The organism is Actinomadura rupiterrae, from assembly GCF_024172125.1.
Classification (GTDB): domain Bacteria; phylum Actinomycetota; class Actinomycetes; order Streptosporangiales; family Streptosporangiaceae; genus Spirillospora; species Spirillospora rupiterrae.
The window spans coordinates 85,956-108,465 of the sequence record NZ_JAMZEA010000006.1 but is presented as its reverse complement, the minus strand read 5'-3'; the positions used below and the strand labels follow the sequence as shown (position 1 = coordinate 108,465).

19 protein-coding genes and 2 pseudogenes are annotated in these 22,510 nt (G+C 72.0%); 5 read left to right on the top strand and 16 right to left on the bottom strand.

Going from position 1 to position 22,510, the window contains the following annotated elements; all coding sequences use genetic code 11:
- Nucleotides 1–12 precede the first annotated feature (12 nt).
- On the bottom strand, nucleotides 13–1,014 hold the full coding sequence (locus FHU30_RS21250; protein ID WP_253878218.1) for a helix-turn-helix domain-containing protein: 1,002 nt from the start codon (nucleotides 1,012–1,014) through the stop codon (nucleotides 13–15).
- Nucleotides 1,015–1,183: 169 nt separating this feature from the next.
- Between FHU30_RS21250 and FHU30_RS21245 the strand changes: the two genes are divergently transcribed.
- Complete coding sequence (locus FHU30_RS21245; protein ID WP_253878216.1) at nucleotides 1,184–5,221, top strand: S8 family serine peptidase; 4,038 nt, start codon at nucleotides 1,184–1,186, stop codon at nucleotides 5,219–5,221.
- Nucleotides 5,222–5,277: 56 nt separating this feature from the next.
- On the opposite strand, the gene FHU30_RS21240 is transcribed toward FHU30_RS21245, so the two are convergent.
- On the bottom strand, nucleotides 5,278–5,553 hold the full coding sequence (locus FHU30_RS21240; protein ID WP_253878214.1) for a hypothetical protein: 276 nt from the start codon (nucleotides 5,551–5,553) through the stop codon (nucleotides 5,278–5,280).
- A gap of 415 nt (nucleotides 5,554–5,968) precedes the next feature.
- Nucleotides 5,969–6,103, bottom strand: a pseudogene (locus FHU30_RS21235) (LysR family transcriptional regulator); the annotation flags it as partial.
- 93 nt (nucleotides 6,104–6,196) lie between these two features.
- Here FHU30_RS21235 and FHU30_RS47685 point away from each other — a divergent pair.
- Both FHU30_RS47685 and FHU30_RS21230 read left to right on the top strand, forming a co-directional pair.
- On the top strand, nucleotides 6,197–6,697 hold the full coding sequence (locus tag FHU30_RS47685) for an SDR family oxidoreductase (protein WP_372503928.1): 501 nt from the start codon (nucleotides 6,197–6,199) through the stop codon (nucleotides 6,695–6,697).
- Nucleotides 6,640–6,870 carry a hypothetical protein gene (locus FHU30_RS21230; RefSeq protein ID WP_253878212.1) on the top strand — a complete coding sequence of 77 codons (231 nt, stop codon included), beginning with the start codon at nucleotides 6,640–6,642 and terminating at the stop codon, nucleotides 6,868–6,870. The genes FHU30_RS47685 and FHU30_RS21230 overlap by 58 nt, the downstream gene beginning before the upstream one ends.
- Before the next feature lie 174 nt (nucleotides 6,871–7,044).
- Here FHU30_RS21230 and FHU30_RS21225 read toward each other — a convergent pair whose 3' ends face one another.
- The 8 genes and pseudogenes from FHU30_RS21225 to FHU30_RS21195 all read right to left on the bottom strand — a co-directional run bounded on the left by FHU30_RS21225 (nucleotide 7,045) and on the right by FHU30_RS21195 (nucleotide 14,651).
- Entirely contained in the window at nucleotides 7,045–8,286 is a 1,242-nt protein-coding gene (locus tag FHU30_RS21225) for a serine hydrolase domain-containing protein (RefSeq protein ID WP_253878209.1), read from the bottom strand.
- A gap of 115 nt (nucleotides 8,287–8,401) precedes the next feature.
- Entirely contained in the window at nucleotides 8,402–8,824 is a 423-nt protein-coding gene (locus FHU30_RS47920; protein WP_504928369.1) for a hypothetical protein, read from the bottom strand.
- A 123-nt stretch (nucleotides 8,825–8,947) separates the two neighbouring features.
- A pseudogene (locus FHU30_RS47915) lies at nucleotides 8,948–9,955 on the bottom strand (FAD-dependent monooxygenase); the annotation flags it as partial.
- Nucleotides 9,952–10,668 (bottom strand): dienelactone hydrolase family protein, encoded by a 717-nt coding sequence (locus FHU30_RS21215; RefSeq protein ID WP_253878205.1) that lies wholly within the window; start codon nucleotides 10,666–10,668, stop codon nucleotides 9,952–9,954. The pseudogene FHU30_RS47915 and the gene FHU30_RS21215, both read right to left, overlap by 4 nt.
- 79 nt (nucleotides 10,669–10,747) lie before the next feature.
- Nucleotides 10,748–11,857 (bottom strand): alcohol dehydrogenase catalytic domain-containing protein, encoded by a 1,110-nt coding sequence (locus FHU30_RS21210; RefSeq protein ID WP_253878203.1) that lies wholly within the window; start codon nucleotides 11,855–11,857, stop codon nucleotides 10,748–10,750.
- Nucleotides 11,854–12,834, bottom strand: a complete 981-nt coding sequence (locus FHU30_RS21205; protein WP_253878201.1) for a hypothetical protein — start codon at nucleotides 12,832–12,834, stop codon at nucleotides 11,854–11,856. Before FHU30_RS21205 ends, FHU30_RS21210 begins: the two co-directional genes overlap by 4 nt.
- Complete coding sequence (locus FHU30_RS21200; RefSeq protein WP_253878199.1) at nucleotides 12,834–13,796, bottom strand: TAXI family TRAP transporter solute-binding subunit; 963 nt, start codon at nucleotides 13,794–13,796, stop codon at nucleotides 12,834–12,836. The genes FHU30_RS21205 and FHU30_RS21200 overlap by 1 nt, the downstream gene beginning before the upstream one ends.
- A 9-nt stretch (nucleotides 13,797–13,805) precedes the next feature.
- Nucleotides 13,806–14,651 carry a fumarylacetoacetate hydrolase family protein gene (locus FHU30_RS21195; protein WP_253878197.1) on the bottom strand — a complete coding sequence of 282 codons (846 nt, stop codon included), beginning with the start codon at nucleotides 14,649–14,651 and terminating at the stop codon, nucleotides 13,806–13,808.
- Nucleotides 14,652–14,792: 141 nt separating this feature from the next.
- Between FHU30_RS21195 and FHU30_RS21190 the strand changes: the two genes are divergently transcribed.
- A complete protein-coding gene (locus FHU30_RS21190; protein ID WP_253878195.1) occupies nucleotides 14,793–15,287 on the top strand; it encodes a VOC family protein in 495 nt (164 codons plus the stop codon).
- Nucleotides 15,288–15,399: 112 nt separating this feature from the next.
- Here the strand turns inward: FHU30_RS21190 and FHU30_RS21185 are convergent, their stop codons facing one another.
- From FHU30_RS21185 to FHU30_RS21170, 4 genes are all read right to left on the bottom strand, one after another.
- Entirely contained in the window at nucleotides 15,400–16,470 is a 1,071-nt protein-coding gene (locus FHU30_RS21185) for an ABC transporter ATP-binding protein (RefSeq protein ID WP_253878193.1), read from the bottom strand.
- A complete protein-coding gene (locus FHU30_RS21180) occupies nucleotides 16,470–18,227 on the bottom strand; it encodes an ABC transporter permease (protein ID WP_253878191.1) in 1,758 nt (585 codons plus the stop codon). The genes FHU30_RS21185 and FHU30_RS21180 overlap by 1 nt, the downstream gene beginning before the upstream one ends.
- Nucleotides 18,224–19,354 carry an ABC transporter substrate-binding protein gene (locus FHU30_RS21175; protein WP_253878189.1) on the bottom strand — a complete coding sequence of 377 codons (1,131 nt, stop codon included), beginning with the start codon at nucleotides 19,352–19,354 and terminating at the stop codon, nucleotides 18,224–18,226. Before FHU30_RS21175 ends, FHU30_RS21180 begins: the two co-directional genes overlap by 4 nt.
- A 220-nt stretch (nucleotides 19,355–19,574) precedes the next feature.
- Nucleotides 19,575–20,366, bottom strand: coding sequence for an IclR family transcriptional regulator (locus FHU30_RS21170; protein ID WP_253878187.1), 792 nt, complete (start codon nucleotides 20,364–20,366; stop codon nucleotides 19,575–19,577).
- A 117-nt stretch (nucleotides 20,367–20,483) separates the two neighbouring features.
- On the opposite strand from FHU30_RS21170, the gene FHU30_RS21165 reads away from it, so the two are divergent.
- Nucleotides 20,484–21,629 (top strand): quinone oxidoreductase family protein, encoded by a 1,146-nt coding sequence (locus FHU30_RS21165; RefSeq protein WP_253878185.1) that lies wholly within the window; start codon nucleotides 20,484–20,486, stop codon nucleotides 21,627–21,629.
- A 4-nt stretch (nucleotides 21,630–21,633) separates the two neighbouring features.
- On the opposite strand, the gene FHU30_RS21160 is transcribed toward FHU30_RS21165, so the two are convergent.
- Nucleotides 21,634–22,428 (bottom strand): IclR family transcriptional regulator, encoded by a 795-nt coding sequence (locus FHU30_RS21160; RefSeq protein WP_253878184.1) that lies wholly within the window; start codon nucleotides 22,426–22,428, stop codon nucleotides 21,634–21,636.
- Nucleotides 22,429–22,510: the final 82 nt, after the last annotated feature.

Here is a 22,510-nt window from a genome sequence, read left to right as displayed (position 1 = left end):
GCCCCGCAAGGGTCACAGCCAACCGCGCCGGACGGCCAGGGCGGCGGCCTGGAAGCGGGTCGCGGCACCGAGATCGGTCATCAGCCGGTGGATGCGCCGCTGCGTGGTGCGCTGGCTCCAGCCCTGGGTGCGCGCGATCACCGCGTCCGTCGCGCCGGAGGCCAGCAGCGCCAGCAGCGCGCGCGTCTCCGCGTCCGGTCCGTTCGGCTCGTTCGGCTCCTGGACGGCGTCGGACGGCGGCAGCGCCCGTTCCGCCTCGAACAGCGGCAGCGCCCGCTCCCATTCGGCCTCGAACAGCGCTCCCAGCGCGGTGAGCATGGGGGAGTGGTGCACCTGGTAGGCGGCCGAGTGGCCGCCGGGCGCCAGGCTCAGCGGGATGATCGCGGTGTGGTCGTCCGCGATCAGCAGCTTCAGCGGCAGCTCGGCGCGCACGCGGGCCTGCTCCCCGCTGCGGACGCTCGGCAGGATGTCGTTGAGCAGCCGTCCCGGCCAGGCGACCGCCGCCCGGTCGTAGAGGACGCGGTAGAGCACGCCCGTGCGCTGCCTCTCCACCTGGTGCTCCAGATTGCTGCCCGGACGGTCGATGTACGGCGGACGGTCGAACGTGCGCACCTGCCGACGCGCGCCGTCGTAGAGACGCCGCACCGCCGCGCTGACGTCGTCGCGTCCGTTGAGCAACTCGACCGCGAGGTCGGGCGCGGTGATGCGCTGGGCCTCGCGGTGCAGCTCGCTCAGCCGGTGGACCAGCGAGCGCGCCGCGTCCAGCCGGTGCTCGCGCTCCTGGATCAGCGCGGTCACCGCGACGTCCGGGGCGCTCGCGGTGAACGTCGGCGGACGCCCCGCCGAGCGGATCGCCAGCCCGTCCCTGACCAGCGCGGCGAGCAGCCGTCCGGCCCGGCTCGCGCTCAGCCCGCAGTCGGCGGCCAGCGCTGACGCCGTGCTGCGCGGACGCGCGACCAGCGCCGTGTAGAGCGCCTCCCTCTCCGCATCGAGCCCGACGACCTCAAGCCCCATCGCCCACTCCCTCCATCCATGCCCCCGTCCCGCGTAGGCGTCGTGCGCATGGCGGGTGGACGCCACGTGGCGGAATCATGCCATCAGACTGATCTTGCGCCCCTGACGTCACGATTGACATCTTCCGGGATGGTCCCGCACCAGACGTCCCCCTCCCGGAAGGTGTCCCATGCTCCATGTCCGTCCCCCGGGCCGCCGTGCCGTCCGGCTCGTGGCAGCCCTCGCGGCGTGCCTCGCCGGCGCGGGCGTCGCGCTCCCGGCCGAGGCCGCGGCGCCCAAGCCGCCCAAGGCGCCGCCGACCATCCCGCACAGGGCCACGCGGCCAGGCACGGCACCGCGCCTGGACATGAAGTCCACGCGGGTTTCGAAGACGGCCACCGAGCAGGTGCCCGCGACCCCGCCGAAGCAGCGCCAGGGCGTCGTCCCCGGTCAGGTCCTGGTCACCCTGAACGCCGGGACGGCCGTGACCGGCGCCCCCGTCCCCGGCACGAAGGTCGGCGCGCGCGGCGCCCAGACCAACAGCGCGCAGATGAACACGCTGCTGCGGCGGTTCGGCGCCAAGTCGATGCGTCCGCTGGTGAGCGGTGCCGCGACCGGCACCGGCCTCGGCCAGTCCTACGTGCTCCAGACCGGCGAGCGGGACTCCGCGGCCGTGGCCCGCTCGCTGCGCACCGCGCCGGGCGTCGCCCTCGCCGAGCCCGACCGCTATGTGAACACGATGAACACCGGCGGGACGGCGCTCCCCAAGACGACTCTCAAGTCGTTCCAGAAAACCCGCAAGCAGGCCGCCCCCTCAGCGCTCCCCGCCAATGACACCGTCGCCAACTCCGCGCAGGCGTTCCTGAACTCCGGGGGCGTGAACGCCATGGGCGCCTTCGCGCTGCTCCAGGAGCACGGCCAGCAGCCCGGGCAGGGGCAGATCGTCACGAACGTGTCGATCGGCGACCTCACCGACCAGTCCATGGCCGACGCCGGGGACGCCTACGTCCAGGGGAACGGTCCGACCACGGTCATCAAGGACGGCCAGCGCTACCTCGACCTGCCGTCGATGCCGCTGATCCCCACCTACGTCGCGAAGGCGGCGGGCGGCCTCGACCCGACCGGATCGACCAAGGAGCAGGACGCCTCGCTCGGCGAGGTCCTGCTCGACTTCAGCGTGATGTCCCCGCTGGCGCACGACCGGCAGCGTCCCGGCGCGACCGGCGGCGGCTACACCGACCTGCTCGGCGTCGCGCCCGGCGCCGGGTACCGCCTGGTGGTTCCCGAGCAGCCGACCATGGCGCAGCTCGCGGGCACGCTGCTCGCCGCCGCCCACCAGAGCCCGCGCCCGAACGTCATCACCGCCTCGCTGGGCTTCGGCACCGACACCGAGGGCTTCCCCGGCCGCTACCTGGAGGACGACCCGTACATCCGCTCGGTCGTCGCGTCCATCGTGCGGGAGGGCGTGGTGGTGACGATCTCGTCCAACGACGGGACGCGCCTCTACACCCCGGCCGCGGTCGGCCCGGACGGCGGCAGCACCCCCACCGACCTCGCGCGGGACGAGCGCGGCGCCACCCGCATCGACGACGTGGCCGAGTCGACCGCGCCGAGCCGGGTGCCCGACAGCGGCGCGATCGCCGCCGGCGGCACCACCCTGGACGACATCCTGGCCCGCGGGACGGACGGCCCGGCGACCACGGCCGAGACCCGGATCAGCGGCGAGGGCACGTTCTCGTCCGGCTTCGGCAGCCGCGTCACCCTGTCCGCGCCGAGCGACAACATCCTCGCGTTCTCGCACCAGATCGGCGGGGGAGCGAGCGACGTCGCGGTCTCGCTGAGCGGCGGGACGTCCGCGTCCGCGCCGGAGATCGCCGCCGCGGCCGCCGTCGTCCTCCAGGCCGGACGCATCAGCGGACGCCACCTCACCCCGGCCGAGGTGCGCCGGATCCTGGCGTCCACCGGACGGGCCGTGCCCACGCCCCCGCAGATCGACCGGACGCTCCAGGTCGGCCCGCAGATCGACGTCACCGCCGCCGTGCAGCGGGTGCTCGGACGCGGCCGTCCGGCGCCGCAGATCGTCCGGCTGGCCGTCGCGCACCGCGTCACCCGCGGCGAGCTCGGCGGTTCCTTCCTGGAAGGCACCGACCAGAACCGCATCGACCTCGGGAACCGCGCCTCGGGCGGCAACGGCAAGGGCCTGAACGGCCCGGTCACCTTCGCCGGTGACGTCACCGGCACCGGCCCCGGAACCACCTACGCGCTGAACATCGGTTCGCAGACCTTCACCTCGCGTACCCCGGCGATCCGGATCACCCCTGAGCAGATGCTCACCGCCGCCGGGCTCCCGCTGATCTCCACGACCGACCGGCAGGTGACCGTCACCTACCGCGTCCTGCAAGACGGCCGCACCCGCGTGAGCACCACCCGCACCCTGACCGTTGGCCCGAGCGACGGCACCACGACCGAGGCGCTCGCGCCGAAGGCCCCGGCGACCGTCGCCGCGGGCAAGCCGGTCACGGTCTCCTACGACCTCACCGGCGTCGCGGGCACCGACAAGCCGCAGCTGGTCGTCTCCACCGTCGGCCACTGGAACCCGGTTCTCGCGCCGGTGTTCACCGCCGCCTGGCACCAGGAGCTGACCGACAAGAAGGGCACCGTCACCATCCCCGCCTCGGCGTTCACGGGCGGCGGCGGGATTTACGGCATCGGCACCGTCCAGTCCGGTTTCGACTCGGCGAACCCGCGCTTCACCGTCTACGGCGAGTTCGCTCCGCTGCGCGTCACCGGCGGGACCGCGGCCGAACGTCCTGAAGCGCCCGTCCTGACCGGGGCCAACGGCGTCGCCGGACACACCGCCGAAGTCACTCGCGCTGCGCCGTCCACGACCGTCCAGTACGACGTGCGCGGCGTGCACGGCGCCCGCGGCGTCCAGGTGGAGCTGTCGACCCCCGGCCCGACGCTCTACGGCACCGTCAACACGTTCACCAACGCCAACGGCACCCAGCTCGACCATGACGGGGTGGACAGCCCGTCCGCCTACCAGCGCGTGCTGCACGGCACCCACGGCACGGTGAAGCTGGACCCGGCCGCCCTCGGCCTGGTCGGCTCGGTCGACTACGGCGTCCGCGTCCTGGCCCTCGACCGCTCCGGCCGCGTCATCGGGCAGGCGTCCCCGGTCTCCACGCTGGCCTTCGACGACGGACCCCCGCCGCCCGGCTCCGGCGTCCTCAACTTCGCCGCCGCCGGTGACCACTCCGTCGCCGCGCTGGTCACACCGACCGGCACCGAAGTCCGCCACTACAACACCGCGACCGGACGCTACGGCGCCGTCATCACGTCCGACCAGGGCCAGTCCTACTACCAGGTCGTCGGCGCCACCGCCCAGCGCACCCTCCTGATCCACGTCACGGGCGACGAGAAGGTCCAGGCCGAGACCTGGGACACCGCCACCGACAAGCTCGTCGCGTCCACGCCCATCTCCGAGGACGACGGCTACTACCTCACGGGCCAGGTCGACACGGCCCGCTCCCGCGCCGCCCTCCTCCTCTACGCCCCGGACAAGAACACCGTCCTCCCGATCGACCTCAACACCGGCAAGCAAGGCAAACCCGTCACCCTCGCACTCGCCGGGAACAGCGCCCCCTACGGCCTGCTGAGCATCGACAAGACCTCGGGCCAGACCTACCTGACCCACCCGGCGGGCCCCTTCAACTGCTTCGGCTTCACCAAGGCCGCCCGCGTCGACCTGGAAGCCGGCACCGTCGCCTACACGGGCTCCATCTCCCCCTGCGGCTACGGCGTGGCCACAGGCGGCGGCAAGCTCTACAACCTGTTCGCGAACTCGATCAGCGTCAATCTCGTCCCGACCGCCACACTCGGCCCGGTCGACCTGGCCACGGGCAACTCCGACACTGCCCTGCCCGTCCGGCTGGGCAAGCCCCTCGGCCTGGCCGTGGACGACGTCCACTCCCTGGCCGTCGTCGCCTTCCCGACCCCGGTCGGCCGCACCTACTACGGCTCCCAGGCGATGGTCATCCCGGACAACAACCCCACCAGCCAGCTGGCCGTCGTCGACCTCAAGACCGGCAAGACCGTCCGCACCCTGAACGGGTTCCTCAACGCCCAACACGGCCCCACCGACAACATCGTCCAACTCGACCCCGCCACCCGAACCGGCTGGACCTACGCCCCCTACGACACCCAAATCCAACAATTCACCTACTAACCCGTGCACTCGCGGCCCCGTCGACCCCCGGTCGGCGGGGCCGCCGCCGTCGGACATCAGGCGTGGGCGGACACCGCGCTCGTCGCGGCTCCGGCAAGGGCGGCCACTGACCTGGACGTCGCGTGAGCGGGCCAGGCCAGGAGGAGGGTGACCGGGTCCAGGTCGGTTACCGGGATGGTGGTCAGGTCGTCGCGCAGGGGTGTCGTGAGGACGCGGGGGAGGACGGCGATCTTGCGGCCCAGGGCGATCAGGTGCACGAGCTCGGCCATGCTCCGCATCTCGCGGGGGTCGTCGGGTTTGCGGTGCAGGGTTTCGGCATCCAGGTCGCTCATGCGCAGGGACGAGCGGTGCGCCAGCGGGTGGGGTCGCGGGGAGGACGGCGACCGGGGGTTCGGTGAGGAGCGGCTCGGCGTCCAGGCCGCGCAGGTCGTCGGGCGGCGCGTACAGGAGGGCCGCGTCGGCCTGGCCTTCGCGGAGCATGGCTGCGGCGTCGGCGCCGAAAGCGACCTCGATGGGGACGGCGTCCGGCTCGCGTTCGTAGGCGGCGAGGATCGCGGGGAGCAGACCCGCGTCGCCGCCGGGCTTCATGGCCAGGACCAAGCGCGGCTCGTGCGTCCCGGCGCGCTGCGTGCGCAGTGCCGCGGCGGACACCGCGTCCAGCGCGACACGTGCTTCGCGGGTGAGGACGCGCCCGGCATCGGTGAGCGCGACCGTGCGGCTCGTCCGCTCGAACAGCGTGACGCCCAGCCTGCGCTCCAGCCGCCGGATCGCCTTGGACAATGCGGGCTGCGCGATGCCCACCCGCGACGCGGCACGCCCGAAATGCAGCTCCTCGGCCACCGCCAGGAAGTAGGCCAGCTCCCGGGTCTCCAACCGATCCATACCCGCAGGTTATCGATCGTGGCCCGGACGGTCTTGGACGCTCCGCAGGCGGCGGTGGTGGGCTGAGGCCATCGCCGATCCGTAGGAGTTCCCATGCCAACGATTGCCCTTGTAGCCGCAGGTTCCCGCCTCGGCCTCTCTCTGGCGAAGGTTTTCGGCGCGCACGGATTCGATGTCGCGCTGATCGCGCGGTCCCCGGAACGGCTCGGTGAGCTGACCGATCGGCTTGCAGCCGAGGGAGGCAGCGCAGCCGGATTTCCAGCCGACGTCACCGGCCGGCCCTCGCTGGTAGCCGCACTGAACAGCGCGGAAGCGCGGTTCGGCGGAGTCGATGTCTTTCACTACTCCGCCCCGGCCGTGGGGCCCGTATGCGACACGGGCGCGCTCGACGTCACCGCGGACGACCTCCGATTGCAGGTCGAGAGCGTCTGCTGCGGCGCGATCACCGCGGCGCGCGCGGTGCTCCCGGCGATGCTGGACGCCGGTGCCGGAACCTGCTGTTCACCACCGGCGCGTCCTCGGTCACGCCCGTCCCCGTGTTCGCCGGTGTCGGCATGGCCGGCGCGGCCCTGCGCAACTGGGTGCTCAACCTGAACGCGGCACTGGACGGCAAGGGCGTCTTCGCTGGCCACATCGCGATAGGTGCTTGGCTCACCGGCACGCCAGGCGCCCCCGAAGGCGTCCCGCTCAAACACCCCGACGACCTCGCCCACCTCTACTGGGACCTCCACACCGCCCGCAAACCCGCCGACACCCTCGTCCAATAGCCCCGCCCCCCGGACGGGGTTTTCAGGGCGGATTACCGGTCAGGCGTGGGCGCGGGTGGGGAACGCCCTTGTGAGCGTCGAGTATTCGGCGCTGAACTCGCCGGTGCGGATGGAGGGGGCCGAGGCGCAGGACGGGGCGGTCGCTGCGCTTCGGGACGTCGTTCGCGGTCTGCGCTAGCTCTGGCCGGTGATGGCCTGGGTCTCTCGTTGGATGAGGTCGATGAAGGGGACGCCGTCGGTGTTGGCGAGGATGATGCCGACCCAGCCGGTGTCGGGGTAGATGTTCCAGTTGGCGGCGCTGCCCGGGTTGACGCCGGCGCGTTCGATCAGCCACTGGCCGTTGATGATGCTGACCGGGACGGAGTAGGCGCCGAAGGACGCTTCGGCGGGGACGCTGCCTGCGGCGAGACCGCCGCCGCCCTGGGGGCCGTGCGGGATCTTGGGGCCGGTGAGGAGTTCGGCGTAGTGGCGGTCGAGGAGGGTGCCGTCGGCGAGGCCGGTGGCGAAGCGGACGAGGTCGGGGGCGGTGGCGAAGCCGCCGTCGCCGGGGGGATCGATGAAGTTGCGGCCGGGGTTCTTGCCGAGCTGGTACGGGTCGAGGCTGCCCTTGTCGAGGTTGCGGACGCAGTCGACCAGGCTGCCGTCGGACTGCCGCATGTAGGAGTGGGCGATGTGCTGGTCGGTGAGCCATTGCGGACGGGTGTAGAACGCCGTGCCGGTCATGCCGCAGCGCTTGAAGATGTTCTGCTCGACGTAGTCCCAGTACGGCATGCCGGACACGGCCTCGACGATCAGGGCGGGGATGGCGACCTCGGCGCCGGCGTGGTCGGTGGGGGTGCCGGGCGGCGCCTCCACTTTGGATTCGCGGGCCCACTTCTCGCAGTAGTCGTGCACCTCGTCGCGGCTCTGGTAGACGCGCTGCAGGTCCTCGTCCGGGCTGCTCAGGCCGGACGTGCCGCTGAGCAGGTGGTGGAGGGTCACCCGGTCGGCGATCTCCGGGGCGAAGCCGGTGAGGTGGGCGCCGACCGTGTCCGACAGGCGCAGCTTGCCCTGCTGCGCCAGTTGCAGGATGGCCACCGCGCCGAACGGCTTGCCCGCCGAGCTGAGGTTGAACGCGGTGTTCTCGTCGTTGCGGACGCCCTTCTCCCGGTCGGCCATGCCGTAGCTGCGGGACAGGACGGTCCGGCCGTGGCGTGCCAGCATCACCACGCCGGAGAACTTGCCCTCCGCCGCCAGTTTCGCCACGTACTTGTCGTAGGCCCCGCCGGGACGGGCGTCCGGCGGGATCGCGGTGGTGTCGGCCTCGTCGGCCCGCGCGGACGAGGGCCGGAGACCGGCCGCCAGCGCGCCCGCCGTCAGCCCGCCCCACCCGAGCAGCCGCCGCCGGCCGATGCCCCCTGCGGATTCCGAAGCCATGATCACCGCTCCCTTCCGGTCGGCGGACCAGACCGCCGATCTGCCGTGGGACCACTGAAGACGGGCGGCCGTTGCGGTGATGTATGCGCTTTTCGATACGTCCGCGATAAGCGGCTCAATCGGTGGCGAGGAGGGGTGCCAGCAGGATGTCGAGGAGGCTGAGCCGGGCGGGTGGCAGGACGGCGCCGATGTACCGGTCGGGTTTGACCAGGACGAAGCAGCCGTCGGCCGGGGCCAGGGCGGCTTCCAGGCGGCCGTCCGCGTCGGCGATGGCCTGGCGTCCGTCGCGCGGGGACGGGAGCCGGTCGCCGAGCGCGACGTCGATCTGCGTCAGCGGCACCGACGGCACGTTCGCCCAGGCATCGGGGCCGACGTTCACCCCCAGCAGGACGAGCCCTTGCCCGAGCACATCGTCCAGGAGCCGCGGATGCAGGCCGGGCGGGACGAGAACCCGGGGTTGCGGCAGCTGCGTGCCCGTGAGCGGGTGGTCGCCCGTCACGAGCCCGGCGGTGTGGACGGCGCGCGGCCGGAACCGCATCTCGCTGAGGTAGCGGCGCCCGGCGGACGTCAGCAGCAGGGCCCTGACCAGAGTGTCCCGGACGAGGGCCCGGGTGCGGTCGGTAGTCATGACGACCTCGCCGAGCCGCTCGGAGAAGCGGACCATCGCGGTGGCGTGCGGGCGGCGCTCCGCCTCGTAGGTGTCCAGCAGGGCGGGACGCGCGCGGCCGTGCCACACCTCGGCGACCTTCCAGGCGAGGTTCACGGCGTCGCGGACGCCGGAGTTGAGGCCCTGGCCGGCGAAGGGCGGCATCATGTGCGCGGCGTCGCCGAGCAGGAAGCAGCGCCCGTCGTGCCAGGAGTCGGCGACGACGCCGTTGAAGGTGTAGTTCGTACAGCGTTCGACCTGCTCGGGGGTGATGCGCCGGTAGCGCCCGACGAGGCGTTCGATGGTCGCGAAGTCGGGTTTCGTCCCCGCAGCGCCCTCGCCGGGCCGGAGGCGGAACTCGTAGCGGCAGCGCCCGTCGCGCCCGGCGACGATCACGGTCGGACGGTCCGGACGTCCCAGGTGCATGCCGTAGCGCTCGTCGTGGTGGTCGCCGAGGGTGTCGGCGACGAGCCAGACGTCCTTGTGGCTGACGCCGGTCATGTCGATGCCCTTGAGCTCGCGCACGGTGCTGCGGCCGCCGTCGCAGCCGAGCACCCAGCTCACGTCGAGCGTTTCCTCGTGCCCGCCCGAGCGCAGGTGGACGGTCACCGCGTCGCCGGTGTCGTCGATGGCGACCAGTTCGGTGGAGAAGCGCAGGTCGACGTCCTCGTCCTTGAGCGCTTCGAGCAGGACGCGTTCCAGTTCGGGCTGGGCGAACTGGTTCTTGAACGGGTAGCCGAGCCGGTAGGGCGCGGGGCCGCGCGCATGGAAGAGGGGGCGGCCCTTGCGGTCGTAGTAGCGGGTCCCGGTGCCGGGGACGACGACGCCGAGGATCGTGTCGGCCAGGCCCGCGGCCTGGAAGGTGCGCAGCGACTCGTCGTCCAGGCTGATGGCCTTGGCCTCGTCGCTGGTCGTGGCGTTGCGCTCGACCAGGACGACCGGGACGCCGCGCGCCGCGAGCAGGCTCGCGGCGGTGAGGCCGACCGGTCCGGCGCCGACGATGAGGACGGGCGGGTTCGTCACCGCGCCTCCTGCAAGTGCTTCTCCAGGAACGCGTGCGTGCGTTCCCAGGCGAGGGCGGCGGCCGGCTCCCGGTACATGTGCGGGCGCGCGTCGCACGCGAACGCGTGCCCGGCTTCGGCGTATACGTGCTGCTCGAAGCCGATTCCAACGCCTGCGAGGGCGCTGTCGATCGCCGCGACCTGCTCGGCCGGGATGGTCGGATCGTCCGCCCCGACGTGCAGCAGGACGGGCGCGGTCAGCGCACCGGCCCGGTCCAGGACGGCGTGCGGCCCGGCGGCGATGCCGGGCCCGTAGAAGACCACGGCGGCGCCGAGACCGGGAGTCGCGGTCGCGGCGGTGAACGCGGCCCGTCCGCCGAAGCAGAATCCGACGATCGCCGTGGCCGCCAGCCCGACGCCTTCGTCCTCCCGCAGATGTGCCAGGACGGCTTGGACGTCGGTGTTGATCCGCTCGGGTCCGATCTCCTTGATGATCTCCAACGCGTCGGCGTGTCGTTCGTAGGGCAGGTCGTCCACCCCGGTGCGGTGGAAGAGGTCGGGGGCCAGCGCGAGGTAGCCCGCCTCGGCGAACCGCCGGGCGATGTCCTGGATGTGGGCGTTCACGCCGAACGCCTCTTGCAGCACGACGACAGCCCGTCCGCTGGGACGCGCAGGACGGGCGGCGAAGACCCGCATGGGGCCGTCCGCCGTGGCGAGGGTGAGCCAGTCGCTCATTTCAGATGTCCTTCCGAGGGGGTACTGCCGGCTCGCGCGCCGAGCCGGCTCGCTGGCCGGCTCGGCGCGCTTCCTTCGATCACGGCTGGACCACCGCCATCCAGATGGGCTGGTCGCGGTTCTCCAGGTGCGCGAGCGCCTCGTTGACCTCGGCCAGCGGGAACCGGTGCGTGATCAGCTCGTCGGCGGTCAGGGCGCCCGAACCGAGCAGGCGGAGGACGGCGGCGGTGTCGGAGCGGGTGCAGGCGCGCGTGCCGACGATCCGCCAGCAGCGGTGCTGGAGGTCGCGCGCCGAGAAGGGGAGCGGCGTGCGGTTGCCGCCCATGTGGACGAGGGCTCCGCCGGTCGCGAGGGCGGAGACGCACTGCGCCGTCCCGGATCCCTGCGGGAGGTAGTCGATGACGGCGTCGGCGCCGTCCGGGGCGAGTTCGCGCAGGCGGGCGGTCAGCTCGTCCTGTTCGGGCCAGTCCGGATCGAGGGTGTCCAGCGCGACGGTCTCGACCGGGACCGTGCTCAGGGCGCGCACCGCTCGGAGCCGCTCGGCCGAGCGCGCGACCAGGACCAGCCGCGTCACGCCGAAGAACGGGGCGAGCCTGATCGTCGCCGTCCCCATCGTCCCGGTCGCGGCGGTGATGACCAGCGTCGCCTCGGACGGCATCCCGGCGCTGGTCAGCGCGCGGTGGGCGTTGCCCAGGTCGTGGAGCTTGGCGCCGAGGTCGAAGCCGACCGCGTCCGGCAGCCGGTCGACCAGCCGGGCCGGGACGCGGACGTACTCCGCCAGCCCGCCGTCGTGGTAGCGCTCGTAGAGCGGCATGGGCCCGCGCCCGTGCGCGCCGTGGCCGATCATGGCGGACGAGCCGCACATCTGCTCGCGGTCGGTGCGGCAGTGCCGGCAGGCCCCGCACGACAGCACCGGATGCACCCGCACCCGGGCCCCGACCAGGCCCTGATCGGCCTCGGCGCCGGCGGCCTCGACGACTCCGGCGATCTCGTGGCCCGGCGTGCTGGGCAGGTGCTTGAACGAACCGCGCGCGAGCAGCTTCATCAGGCTCGGCGCCAGACCGGCCGAAACCACCCGCACCAGGACGTCCTCCGGGCCCGGCTCCGGAACGGCGATCTTCTCCAGCGCCAGCCCGCCGGTCCGGTCATGCGCCCGAGCGGCCAGCATCGTGCCTGGCAGAGCCGTCATCGCAGCGCCTCGATCGCGCTCGCCGGCAGCCGCTCGCCGAAGCCGGTCGCGTCCGCCACGCGCGGCAGCTCCCGCGCCGAGTTCAGGACGATGTGGGCGCTCGCCTCCCGATGGATGCTCGTGAACGCCACCCCTACCGGCACCTGGACGAAGTCGCCCGGCACCAGGTGGACCGTTCCGCGCTGCGTGACGAGCGTCCGCTCGCCGGAGATCTGGTACTGGATCTCCACGGCGTTGCGGACGCGCCGGTAGACGCGCCCGTCCGACGCCTCGTGGAACACCCGTCCGATGCGCACGTCGGCACCGGAGTAGAGCCACGTGGTGCCGGGGACGTCGGCGGGACGGAGGATCTTCAGCCGCTCGGTCTCCCTCGCCGCCTGCTCCAGCAGGACGCGCTCGTCCATCGGCGCCAGGACGATGTCGTGCCCCGTCCCGCCGAGGCATTCGGTGATCAGCTCGTTGATCACGGCGGGCTCCCAGCCGTCGAACGGCGGGATGACCACCCCGGAAGTCCGGTCCGCGGGGTGCGTCTCGGTGACCGGGGCGGGGACGTAGAACAGCAGGTGGATGTCCTCGCGGCCGTAGTTGTCGTGCGCCGCGCCGACCGGAAGCCGGGAGAAGTCGCCCGGTACCAGGTCCACGCTGCCGAAGTCGGTCATCAGCGACCGGACCCCGGTGACCTGGTAGGACAGCTCGTCCACGTCGCAGTTGCGGTGGTAGAAGGGCTGCCGGTTGTCCATGGTCTGCCACTCCAGCCGCAGGAAGTCGCTCTCGTAGACCCCGCGCGGGTGGGCGAACGGCTGCCGCACGTAGGCCGGGTCGAAGTGGACGACCTCGACCGGTCCGTGATCGCGCGCGCGTTTGCGGCCATCGGGGAAGGCTAGGGGATCGGCGAGCAGCAGTTCCTCCTCCCGGTCGAAGATCCGGGCTTCTCCGGTGAAGGGGAAGGTCTCAAAACGTTCGCGGACGAGGCCCATCAATCCTCCAGATATCCGTTGTCGCGGTAGTAGGCCTCGGCCCCCGGATGCAGCGGGACGGGCAGGTTCCGGCACACCTCGCGCATGTCCACCGGGCTGGTCAGCGGGCGCGTCGGACCGGTGAAGCGGCCCGAGATCGTGTCCTTCTGCTCGTCCAGCGCCCGGACGGCCAGCCGCACGAGCTCGTCGGGCGCGTCGGCGGCGGTGTAGAGCACCCAGCCGGAGAAGTCGATGGTCGGGACGTCCTGCTCGACCCCGCGCAGCCGCCCCTTCTCGATCACCCCGGCGGGCATGCCCATCGCGGTCGCGCGCCGCAGGACGTCGTCGTCCAGCGGCAGGAAGGCCAGGTCGTACTGGGTGGTGAGCTTCCGCCAGCGCATCGTCATGATCGCCTCGTCGAAGACGGCGTCGAACGACGGGTCGGCGGGGACCGCGTCCGGGGAGTTCTGCGAGCGCGGCCGGTCGTCCAGCAGCCGCCCGCCCCAGCTCTCCAGGTCCTCCTGGGAGAAGCCGTACCAGCCGAGGATCTCGTCCATGACCCAGCGGGCGGGGTGGCCCATCTCCCGGCCGGGCATCGAGACGTTCAGCGCGGGCTTGGCCGCGGCGATCTGCCGCAGGCTCGTGATCCCGGTCTCCGCGCGGACGGCGAGGGCGAGCCGGTCGTCATGGGCGAAACCGGCCACGGCGCGGAGCGGCAGCGGTTCGCGGTAGGGGCCCTTGCCCTCGCACGCCATCCGCAGCGCCCAGGTCGGGGTGGTGATCCCGAAGTGGTAGCGGCCCCGCGCGACGAGTCCGGGACCGTCCATGCCGAGCCGGGCGGGCGGGGTGCCGGTGACGGCGGCGATCGTCGAGCCGTCCGGCAGCGGGCTCCGGTAGCCGCCCATGCCGTTGGCGAGCAGGCTGCCGATGGCCATCCAGTTCTGGCCCGGACACAGGATCCGGACGTCGACGGCGCTGTCCATCGCTCCTCCTCAGCTCTCGGCGCGGACGGTGTTGCGGAGCGTCCCGATGCCGCTGATCTCGACCTCGACGACGTCGCCGTCCGCGAGGAACACCTGCGGGTCGCGGCGGAACCCGACCCCGCCGGGCGTGCCGGTGAGGATGACGTCACCGGGTTCGAGCCGCGTGAACTGCGAGGTCACGGCGATCAGCGCCGGGACGTCGAAGATCATCCGATCGGTGCCGGACGCCTGCATCTCCGCGCCGTTGAGGCGGAGGCTGATGTCGAGCGCGCCGGGGTCGATCTCGTCGCCGGTGACCAGCACGGGGCCCAGGGGAGTGGACGCGTCCCAGGCCTTGCCCTGCATCCACTGGTGCGTCTTGTACTGGAAGTCGCGCATGGTCACGTCGTTGCAGATCGTGTAGCCGAGGACGTGGTCGAGGGCGTCCTCCCGCGCGATCCGGCGGCCCGGCCGGCCGATGACCACGGCCAGCTCCGCCTCGTAGTCGACCTGCTCCGACTCCGGCGGCAGGACGATGTCGGCCCCGGCGCCGATCAGGTTCGAGGCGAACTTCGGGAACAGCACCGGGTAGGTCGGCAGCTCCCGCTTGGTCTCCGTGACGTGGGACCGGTAGTTCAGGCCGACGCAGAAGATCTTCCCGGGGCGGGCGACGGGCAGCAGGGTCAGCCCGTCCAGCGCGGCCCCGGCGGCGCTTGGCCCCGCCGAGGACGCCGGTTCGGTCTCGGCGGCGAGCAGGGCGTCCGTGCTGGTCGTCCGGTCGATCCGGTCGATGCCGCGGAGGCGGCGGACCGTCCCGTTCTCGATGCGGCCGAGCGCCTCGGATCCGTGGTCGTCCAGGTAGGCGACGAGCCTCATCGCGCTCTCCTTGTCCTGATAATCATGTCATCCGTCCTGTAATTCGCTACAGACTAGGTCTAGAGGCAGGGGCGGTCAATGGGTTACGTTCGTCTCGTTAAACAGGATCTCAATCCTGAATTTCGAACAGGGGAGGGTGTCATGGCGATCGCCGAGCTGGGCCACACCGGGCTGTGGGTCAACGACCTGGCCACCATGCGGGACTTCTACGAGCGGCTGCTCGGCCTCACGGTCACCGACGAGGACCCGGAGCTGGGCATCGTGTTCCTCAGCGCGCGCCCGGACGTGGAGCACCACGAGTTCGTCCTGCAGACCGGCCGGACGGCCGCCATCGGGGACAGGCAGCAGCACCAGATCTCCTGGCGGGTCGAGACCCTGGAGGACATCCGCGCCTTCCACTTCGCCTTCCAGGCCGAGGGCGTCGAGGTGCAGCAGGAGGTGACCCACGGCAACGCCTTCGGGATCTACTTCTTCGACCCCGAGGGCAACCGCAACGAGGTCTACCTGCGGCTCGACAAGGACGTCCGGCAGCCGTTCCGCAAGTCGATCGACTTCGGCCTGCCCGCCGAGCAGATCTACGCCGAGGCCGCGCGCCTGCTGGACGACGGGACCCCGGCCTACCAGCCCGTCCAGTAGCCGCCCGAGCTCGAAAGGCGCGGTGCCGCAAGGAAGCGCACCGCGCCTTTCGTCTGCCGCGCTTGGCACCGCGCCTTTGGTCTGCCGCGCTGAGGGCTCTTAGGAGCCGCGCCTAAGAGAGGACGGAGATGCGGTCGGCGGGCAGTTCCAGCCAGACCTCGTCGCCGGGCAGCGCGGTCAGCGCGGGGTCCTGGCGGGTCGTCCAGACGCTGTCGGCGACGCGCAGCAGGCAGTCGACGCTCTGCCCGACGAACATGACCTGCTCGACCTCGGCCCTGACCACGTTCGCCGTATCAGCCGGACAGGTCAGGTGCAGGGCAAGCGCCTCGGGACGCACCGCCAGCGACACCGCGTCGCCCGCCGCACCGTCCGGGCAGCCGGCGACCTCCAGCTCGCCCGCCGCCGTCCCGACCCGCTTGCCGTCGATCCGGCGCCCGTCCAGGAAGTTGGTCGTCCCGACGAACTCGGCGACGAACCGCGAGCCGGGGCGCTGGTAGATCTGCCGCGGCGCGCCCTCCTGGACGATCCGTCCCGACCGCATCACCGCGATCCGGGTGGACATGCTGAGCGCCTCGTCCTGGTCGTGGGTCACCAGCAGCGTCGTCACCCCGATCTCGCGCTGGAGCCTGGTCAGCTCCGCGCGCATCGCGGCGCGCAGCTTGGCGTCCAGGTTGGACAGCGGCTCGTCCAGCAGGAGCAGCTTGGGCCGCCGCACCAGCGCCCTCGCGAGCGCGAGGCGCTGCTGCTGGCCACCGGAGAGCTGCGTGGACATGCGTCCTTCGTAACCGTCCAGGTGGACGGCGGCCAGCGCGCGCTCGACCCGCTCCTTGATCTCCTTCTTCGGCGTCCTCGCGACCTGGAGCGGGAAGGCGGCGTTGGCGAAGACGGTCATGTGCGGCCAGATGCCGTAGCTCTGGAACACCATCCCGATGTCGCGCTTGTTGGGCGGGGTGAACAGCGGGCCGTCGGTGACGACCGTCCCGTCGATGGTGATCCGGCCGCCGTCCGGGCGCTCCAGGCCCGCGATGGCCCGCAGCGTGGAGGTCTTCCCGCACCCGGACGGCCCGAGCAGCGTGTAGACCTCGCCCTCCCGCAGGTCGAAGCCGACGTCGTCGATGGCCTTGACCGTGTCGCCGCGGTCGGCGAATCCCTTGCGCAGTCCTTCGACCGTGAGCGGCCTCATCAGACGCCCTTTCCTTCGTTCTTGCGGGTGAGCAGCAGGAAGAGCACCACGACCGGCGCCATGAAGCAGATCATCAGCAGCGTCAGCGCCGACGACGGCCCGACCTGGCCGGAGTTGAACAGCGTCCAGGACGCCACCGAGAGGGTGAGGGTGTCCCTCGACCCGAGCAGCGCGGGGACGGTGAGGTCGCGCAGGCTCAGCAGCGCGAGCCAGAGCCAGGTGTAGGTGAGGACGGGCCGCAGCAGCGGCAGCGTGATCCGGCGGACGGCCGTCCAGGTCGACGCGCCCGACATGGCCGCCGACTCCTCCAGCTCGATGTGGATCTGCAGCAGGCCGGCGTTGAACATCCGCGTCCCGAACGCCAGCTGGACGAGCGCCATCACGCACACCATCAGGACGAGCGTGCCGTACAGGCCGTACCAGCCCCTCGTCCAGTAGAGGGCGGCCGTCATCGCGCCGAACGCGAAGATCGAGCTCGGCACGGCCTGCGGCAGGAACGCCACCAGGTCGTACACGTACCGGAACCGCGTCCGCGCCCTCACCACGACGTAGGAGAACATCAGGCTCAGCACGACGGCGAGCGTCGGCGCGAGCACCATCACCTTCGCCGTGGTCGCCAGGCCGCGCAGCACGAACGCCCAGTCGAGGTTCCGGTAGTTGTCGAAGGAGACGACCTGGAACGCCTGGGCGGACGGCTTCTGCACGAACGGCAGCAGCGACACCCAGACGACCATGAGCATCGGCAGGACCGTCGACCAGAGGAAGTAGCCCGCGACCAGCAGCCACGCGACCCATCGCCAGCGGCCGAGCCTGATCTGCGACGGCCGCCGGGACTTGCCCGCGACGACCTGGTACTTGCGTCCGGCGCGGAGCGTCCGCTGGTACCAGAGGCTGAACGCCAGCCCCAGGACGATCATCACCGCGCTGAACGCGGCCGGGACGCCGTACTCCGGCCGTCCTGCGGACGAGTTGGTCGCTACGTACAGGTAGCTGCTGAACACGTACGTCCGGTTCGCCAGGCCCATGATCAGCGGGATGTCGAGGGACGACACGGCGATCGTCCCGGCGAACAGGCCCGCGCCGAGCAGTCCGGGGAAGACCAGCGGCAGCGTGACCCGCCGCAGCACCCGCCACGGGCCCGCGCCGGACGCGCGCGCCGCCTCCTCCAGCGAACCGTCCAGGCCGCGCAGGCTGCCCGAGACCATGGCGAACACCAGCGCCGACAGCGCCAGGCCCTCCACGAACCCCATCCCGACCAGCGACACGATGTTCACCGGCGCCCTGGACAGGCCGAACGCCTCCATGAGCCACTGGTTGACCGCGCCGATGCGGGGGTGGAACAGGAAGATCCAGCCCATCGCCGTGAAGAAGCCGGGGATGAGGATGCGCAGCACCATCGCGGTGTTGATCGTCCGCTCCCAGCCGAAGTCGGTGCGCTCGACCAGCAGCGCGAGCGCGGTGCCGAGGACGAGCGCGACGGCGAGCGCGACCAGCACGTACACGATCGTGTTGGTGACGACCTGCCAGATCTGCGCGTCGCCGAACAGCGCGCGGTAGTTGGCGAAGGTGAGCGCGCCGCCGGGCTCGCCGTGTTCGCGGAAGCCGAGGTAGGCGACGAGCGCGAGCATCCCGACGATCGCGGCCGCGGGGACGGCGATGGCGACGGCGAGCGTGCCGGTCAGCGTCGGGACGCGGCGGCGGTGCGGTGCGGCTGCCGGTGGCGCGGCCGGGGGTGCGCTCTTTGCGGCGACGCTCATTTGCTCGTCAGCAGCTTGATCAGCTGGCCCTTGAAGGCGGAGCTGTAGAGGTCGGGGTGCCCGGCGGCGAACTCGTAGTCGGCGCGGGTGAACTTCACGCCCTTGGCCTCGTAGTCCTTGATCTGCTGGGCGGTGCGGCTGCCGGGCAGGCGGCTGTCGTCGGCGTGGTCCCCGGCGAACACGAGCTTCTGCGCCTCGGGCGTCAGCAGCCAGCTCACGAACAGCTTCGCGGCGTTCGGGTGCCGCGAGTTCTTCGGCACCCCGGCGTACCGGGTCGAGACGATCGCGGCGTCCTTGAGGATCGCGGTCTCGATCGGGGCGCCCTGCGCGGCGAAGACCTCGCCGATGTTCTTGCCGCAGGAGATCCACATCCCCGCGAACTCGCCGGACGCGATCCGGCTCAGCTCACCGCAGCCGAGGTAGCCCGCCGCCTTGAAGTTCCGCAGGTAGGTGTGCAGCGCGTCGACGCCCATCGCGTCCTTGGCGCCGAGGACGTTGAACTGCGCCGCGTACGGGGTGCTGGCGACCGGCTTGGTCAGCTTGAGCACGTCGGCCGAGGTCTTCGGCACCTCGTCCGGCTTGATCAGCGTCGTGTTGTAGGTGAAGCCGGGGAGCAGGTCGAGCAGCGGCAGGACGGTCCCGTCGGAGTTGGCCTGGCCCTTCGTCCAGGGCGCGATCTTCTCCCAGTCGACCTTCGCCAGCGCGTCGGTGCCCTTCGGGCCGAGGCCGTACGAGAGCTCGGCGTTGCCGAGGTAGGCGTCGGACGAGGCGGGCGACTTCGCCTTGTACTCCTGGCCGAGCTTGGCCGAGGTCGCCGGCAGGTTCTGGTTCGGGGTGAGCGTGACCTTCAGGTTCAGGCCGTAGGCGGTGTTGAACGCCGCGGTGAGGTTCTTCACCGTCTTCGGGCCGTCCAGGCCCCAGGTGAGGTCGAGCGCGCCCTCCTTCCTCGCGGCCTCGACGAGGGCAGCCAGCGCCGGGGTGTTCGCGATGCGGCCCTTGACCGCGGCGGCGGCGTCGGCCCCCGCCTTCTTCGCGCCGTCGTCGCCCGACCCGCAGGCCGTACCGAAGACCGCCGCGAGCGCCACCGCCGTGGACAGCTTCCCCAGGCCGTGAAGTCCAAGCCTCATCGGACCCTCCCCTCCTCAAGGTGTCCCACTTTGCGGGATTGTGGTCCTGAATTATGCAAGTGAGCACTTGGTGCCACAAGGGGCGAAGCGGCTGGTGAGGGTGTGTCCTGTGAAGAAGAACACATGTCCTAACTTACGGGATGTGGCTGTGACCTGGGGAAACGTCGATGCGGCGGGAGGGTGGCGGGAGGCGGCGGGGGCGCGAAAATCATGCCGAGGATCAGGAGTCCAGCAGGCGCAGGCGGTCGCCGATCGCCGCCGCGGCCGCCTTGACCTTGGCCGCGACCGCCGGGACGAGGCCGTCCGGCACGCGGTGCGACAGCGCGGCGACGCTCACCGCCGCCACGACGGCCTCGTTCGCGCCGCGGATCGGCGCGGCGATGCCCAGCACGTCCGGGTCCAGCTCGCCGCGCGTGACGGCCAGCCCCTCCTTCCTGATCACCGTGAGGCGCTCGTGGAGCGCGGCGGCCTCGGTGACGGTCGCGCCGGTGAACCGGGGGAGCGGGTCGCGTTCGATGGCCGTCGAGACCTCCTCCGGTGTCGCGTAGGCGAGCAGCACCAGCGCCGCCGCGCCCGCGTTGATCGGGAGGACGTGGCCGCGCTCGTAGGAGAGCCGCACCGGGTGGTCGGCCTCCTCGCGCTCCAGGCAGACGACCGTCACCCCGGTGCGCCGGGTGAGCAGGACGGTCTCCCCGACCTCCTCGACCAGGGCCTTCATGACCGGACGGGCGACCTCCGACAGTCCGAGGCCCTTGCGCGCGAGGCGCGCCAGTTCGAGCACCCGCGGGCCGAGGCGGTACCCGGCCGGCTTGTGCTCCTCCACGAACCCCGACGCCACCAGGCTCTGCAGGTACCGGTACGCGGTCGAGCGGGCCACGCCGAGCTGGTCGGCGACCTCCGCGCCCGAGACGACCAGGCGCGCGTCCTCGAACAGCTGCAGGATGTCGAGCGCTCGGTCCGCCGTGGAGTTCCGGTCCCGGTACGCACCCGACCGGGCGATCTGTCCTGTCATGCAGGAGAAGCTACATGACATACAGGCCAACTCCTGGCGGGCGTGGAGGCGCCATGCTAGCGTCCGCATTTCAGGGATCGCATCCTGCAATATAGGACGCGTGAAAGGAGGGGTGCCATGGCCGAGCCCGCGCCGACCGCCGACGTGCCCGCGACGACCGCCGACGTGCCCGCGACGACCGCCGACGTGCCCTTGGCGACGAAGGCGGTTCGGGTCTTCCGGCATGGCGGGCCCGAGGAGCTGCGCTACGACGACTACCCGCTCGACCCGCTCGGCCCCTCGGACGTCCTCGTCCGCGTGGACACCGCCTCGGTCTCCGGCTGGGACCTGAAGTACCGCAGCGGCGGCCTGTCCGGAGCCAGGCACCCCGGGCGCAAGCCGGTCGTCCTGCCGCAGCAGCTCGGGCGCGAGGCGTCCGGCATCGTGGTCGCCGCAGGCGCGGCGGTCACGCGGTTCGCCGAGGGAGACCGCGTGGTCGCGGTCGTCCACCCGGAGAACCCGTACTCGCCCGAGACGCTGCGCGGGCTCGGGAACCTGTCAGGCGGGATCGAGATCCCCGGCCACCAGGCGCTCGGCTCGTACGCCGCCTACCTGGTGCGCGACGAGAACCTCTGGCTCCCCGTCCCGGACGGCGTCGATCTGGAGCAGGCGGCCGTCACGCTCTGGCCCTACGGCACGTCCCACCGGTTGCTGCACGACCGGCTGCGGCTCACGCTCGGCCAGACGCTGCTCATCACCGGCGCGTCCGGCGGCATGGGCGAGGCCACGGTCCGGCTCGCCCGGCTCATGGGCGCCCGGGTCGCCGTCACCACCCGCCACCCCGACAAGGTGGACGGCCTGCGCGCCCTCGACCCGGACGAGGTCGTCGTCACCTCCGACCTCCCGGCGGCGGCACGCCGCATCCGCGAGTGGACCGGCGGCCTCGGCGTCGACCACGCCGTGGACTACTCCGGCGACGTCGAGCTGATCCGGCTGGGGCTCGACGTCCTGCGGCTCGGCGGGACGCTTTGCCCCGCCTCGGGGAACCAGCGGCAGCCGGGCCCGCTGCCCATCACCGCGTCCGACCTCACCCGGCTGGAGCCGTCCGTCGTCGGGGTGCGCGGCGCGCGGCACCGCGACGCCCTCGCGGCCCTCGACCTGCTCGCGCGCGGGCGGATCCGCACCCGCATCGCGGCGCGCTTCCCGCTCGCCCAGGCGTCCGAGGCCCACGCATTGCTGGAGACCAGCACCGATCTCGTCGGGCGGGTCGTCCTCAAGCCGTGACGGCTCAGGAGGCGAGCATCCGGAGCTGGTCGCCGATGGTCTCGGCGGCGGCCACCACCGCCACGATGACGCTGCGCTCCTTCGCCGGGGGCAACCGGCGCGACAGCGCGGCGATGCTGACCGCCGCGACCACATCGCCGTCGGCGTCCCGGACGGGGGCCGCGATGCCCACCACGTCGGCGTCGAGCTCGCCCCGGCTGATCGCGTAGCCGTCCTTCCGGATGGCCTCCAGCCGCTCCAGCAGCGGACCCGTCTCGGTCACCGTCGTCTCGGTGAACTGCGGGAGGTCGTCGTCCCCGACCAGCCTCCCGATCTCCTCCGGCGGCGCCCACGCCAGCAGCGCCAGCGCCGACGCGCCCGCGTTGACCGGCAGGACGTGCCCGCGCTCGTAGGAGATCCGGACGGAGTGGTCCGACTCCACGCGTTCGAGGCAGACCACGGCGGAACCGGTCCGGCGCGTCAGCAGGACGGTCTCGCCGACCGACTCCTTCAGCTCCTCCATCACCGGCAGCGAGACCTCCGACAGCCCGAGCCCCTTGCGCGCCAGCCGCGCCAGCTCGAACACCCGCGGCCCGAGCCGGTACCCGGCCGGCTTCTGCTCCTCCACGAATCCCGACGACACCAGGCTCTGCAGGTACCGGTAGGCGGTCGAGCGGGCGACGCCGAGCGCGTCGGCGACCTCCTGGCCGCCCAGCACGAGCCGCCGGTCGTCGAAGAGGCTCAGGATGTCCAACGCCCGGTCGGCGGTCGAGTTGCGCTCGCGGTACGTGCTCGACCGTCCACTCCGCTGTCCTGTCATACAGGACACCTTACAGACCCCTCCGGCCGGCGCCCGCAACGCGCATCTGACGGACGGATCCGCTGCGCGAGGGTGATGCCTG

Excerpts from the sequence above, each read along its gene's own strand:
- FHU30_RS21200 (WP_253878199.1), bottom strand. The coding sequence starts at position 13,796 with ATGGACAGCGCCGTCGACGTCCGGATCCTGTGTCCGGGCCAGAACTGG.
- FHU30_RS21205 (WP_253878201.1), bottom strand. The coding sequence starts at position 12,834 with ATGGGCCTCGTCCGCGAACGTTTTGAGACCTTCCCCTTCACCGGAGAA.
- FHU30_RS21175 (WP_253878189.1), bottom strand. The coding sequence starts at position 19,354 with ATGAGGCTTGGACTTCACGGCCTGGGGAAGCTGTCCACGGCGGTGGCG.
- FHU30_RS21245 (WP_253878216.1), top strand. The coding sequence starts at position 1,184 with ATGCTCCATGTCCGTCCCCCGGGCCGCCGTGCCGTCCGGCTCGTGGCA.
- FHU30_RS21215 (WP_253878205.1), bottom strand. The coding sequence starts at position 10,668 with ATGAGCGACTGGCTCACCCTCGCCACGGCGGACGGCCCCATGCGGGTC.
- FHU30_RS21240 (WP_253878214.1), bottom strand. The coding sequence starts at position 5,553 with ATGAGCGACCTGGATGCCGAAACCCTGCACCGCAAACCCGACGACCCC.
- FHU30_RS21190 (WP_253878195.1), top strand. The coding sequence starts at position 14,793 with ATGGCGATCGCCGAGCTGGGCCACACCGGGCTGTGGGTCAACGACCTG.
- FHU30_RS21225 (WP_253878209.1), bottom strand. The coding sequence starts at position 8,286 with ATGGCTTCGGAATCCGCAGGGGGCATCGGCCGGCGGCGGCTGCTCGGG.
- FHU30_RS21170 (WP_253878187.1), bottom strand. The coding sequence starts at position 20,366 with ATGACAGGACAGATCGCCCGGTCGGGTGCGTACCGGGACCGGAACTCC.
- FHU30_RS21160 (WP_253878184.1), bottom strand. The coding sequence starts at position 22,428 with ATGACAGGACAGCGGAGTGGACGGTCGAGCACGTACCGCGAGCGCAAC.
- FHU30_RS21250 (WP_253878218.1), bottom strand. The coding sequence starts at position 1,014 with ATGGGGCTTGAGGTCGTCGGGCTCGATGCGGAGAGGGAGGCGCTCTAC.
- FHU30_RS21210 (WP_253878203.1), bottom strand. The coding sequence starts at position 11,857 with ATGACGGCTCTGCCAGGCACGATGCTGGCCGCTCGGGCGCATGACCGG.
- FHU30_RS47685 (WP_372503928.1), top strand. The coding sequence starts at position 6,197 with ATGCCAACGATTGCCCTTGTAGCCGCAGGTTCCCGCCTCGGCCTCTCT.
- FHU30_RS21185 (WP_253878193.1), bottom strand. The coding sequence starts at position 16,470 with ATGAGGCCGCTCACGGTCGAAGGACTGCGCAAGGGATTCGCCGACCGC.
- FHU30_RS21180 (WP_253878191.1), bottom strand. The coding sequence starts at position 18,227 with ATGAGCGTCGCCGCAAAGAGCGCACCCCCGGCCGCGCCACCGGCAGCC.
- FHU30_RS47920 (WP_504928369.1), bottom strand. The coding sequence starts at position 8,824 with ATGCGGTTCCGGCCGCGCGCCGTCCACACCGCCGGGCTCGTGACGGGC.
- FHU30_RS21195 (WP_253878197.1), bottom strand. The coding sequence starts at position 14,651 with ATGAGGCTCGTCGCCTACCTGGACGACCACGGATCCGAGGCGCTCGGC.
- FHU30_RS21165 (WP_253878185.1), top strand. The coding sequence starts at position 20,484 with ATGGCCGAGCCCGCGCCGACCGCCGACGTGCCCGCGACGACCGCCGAC.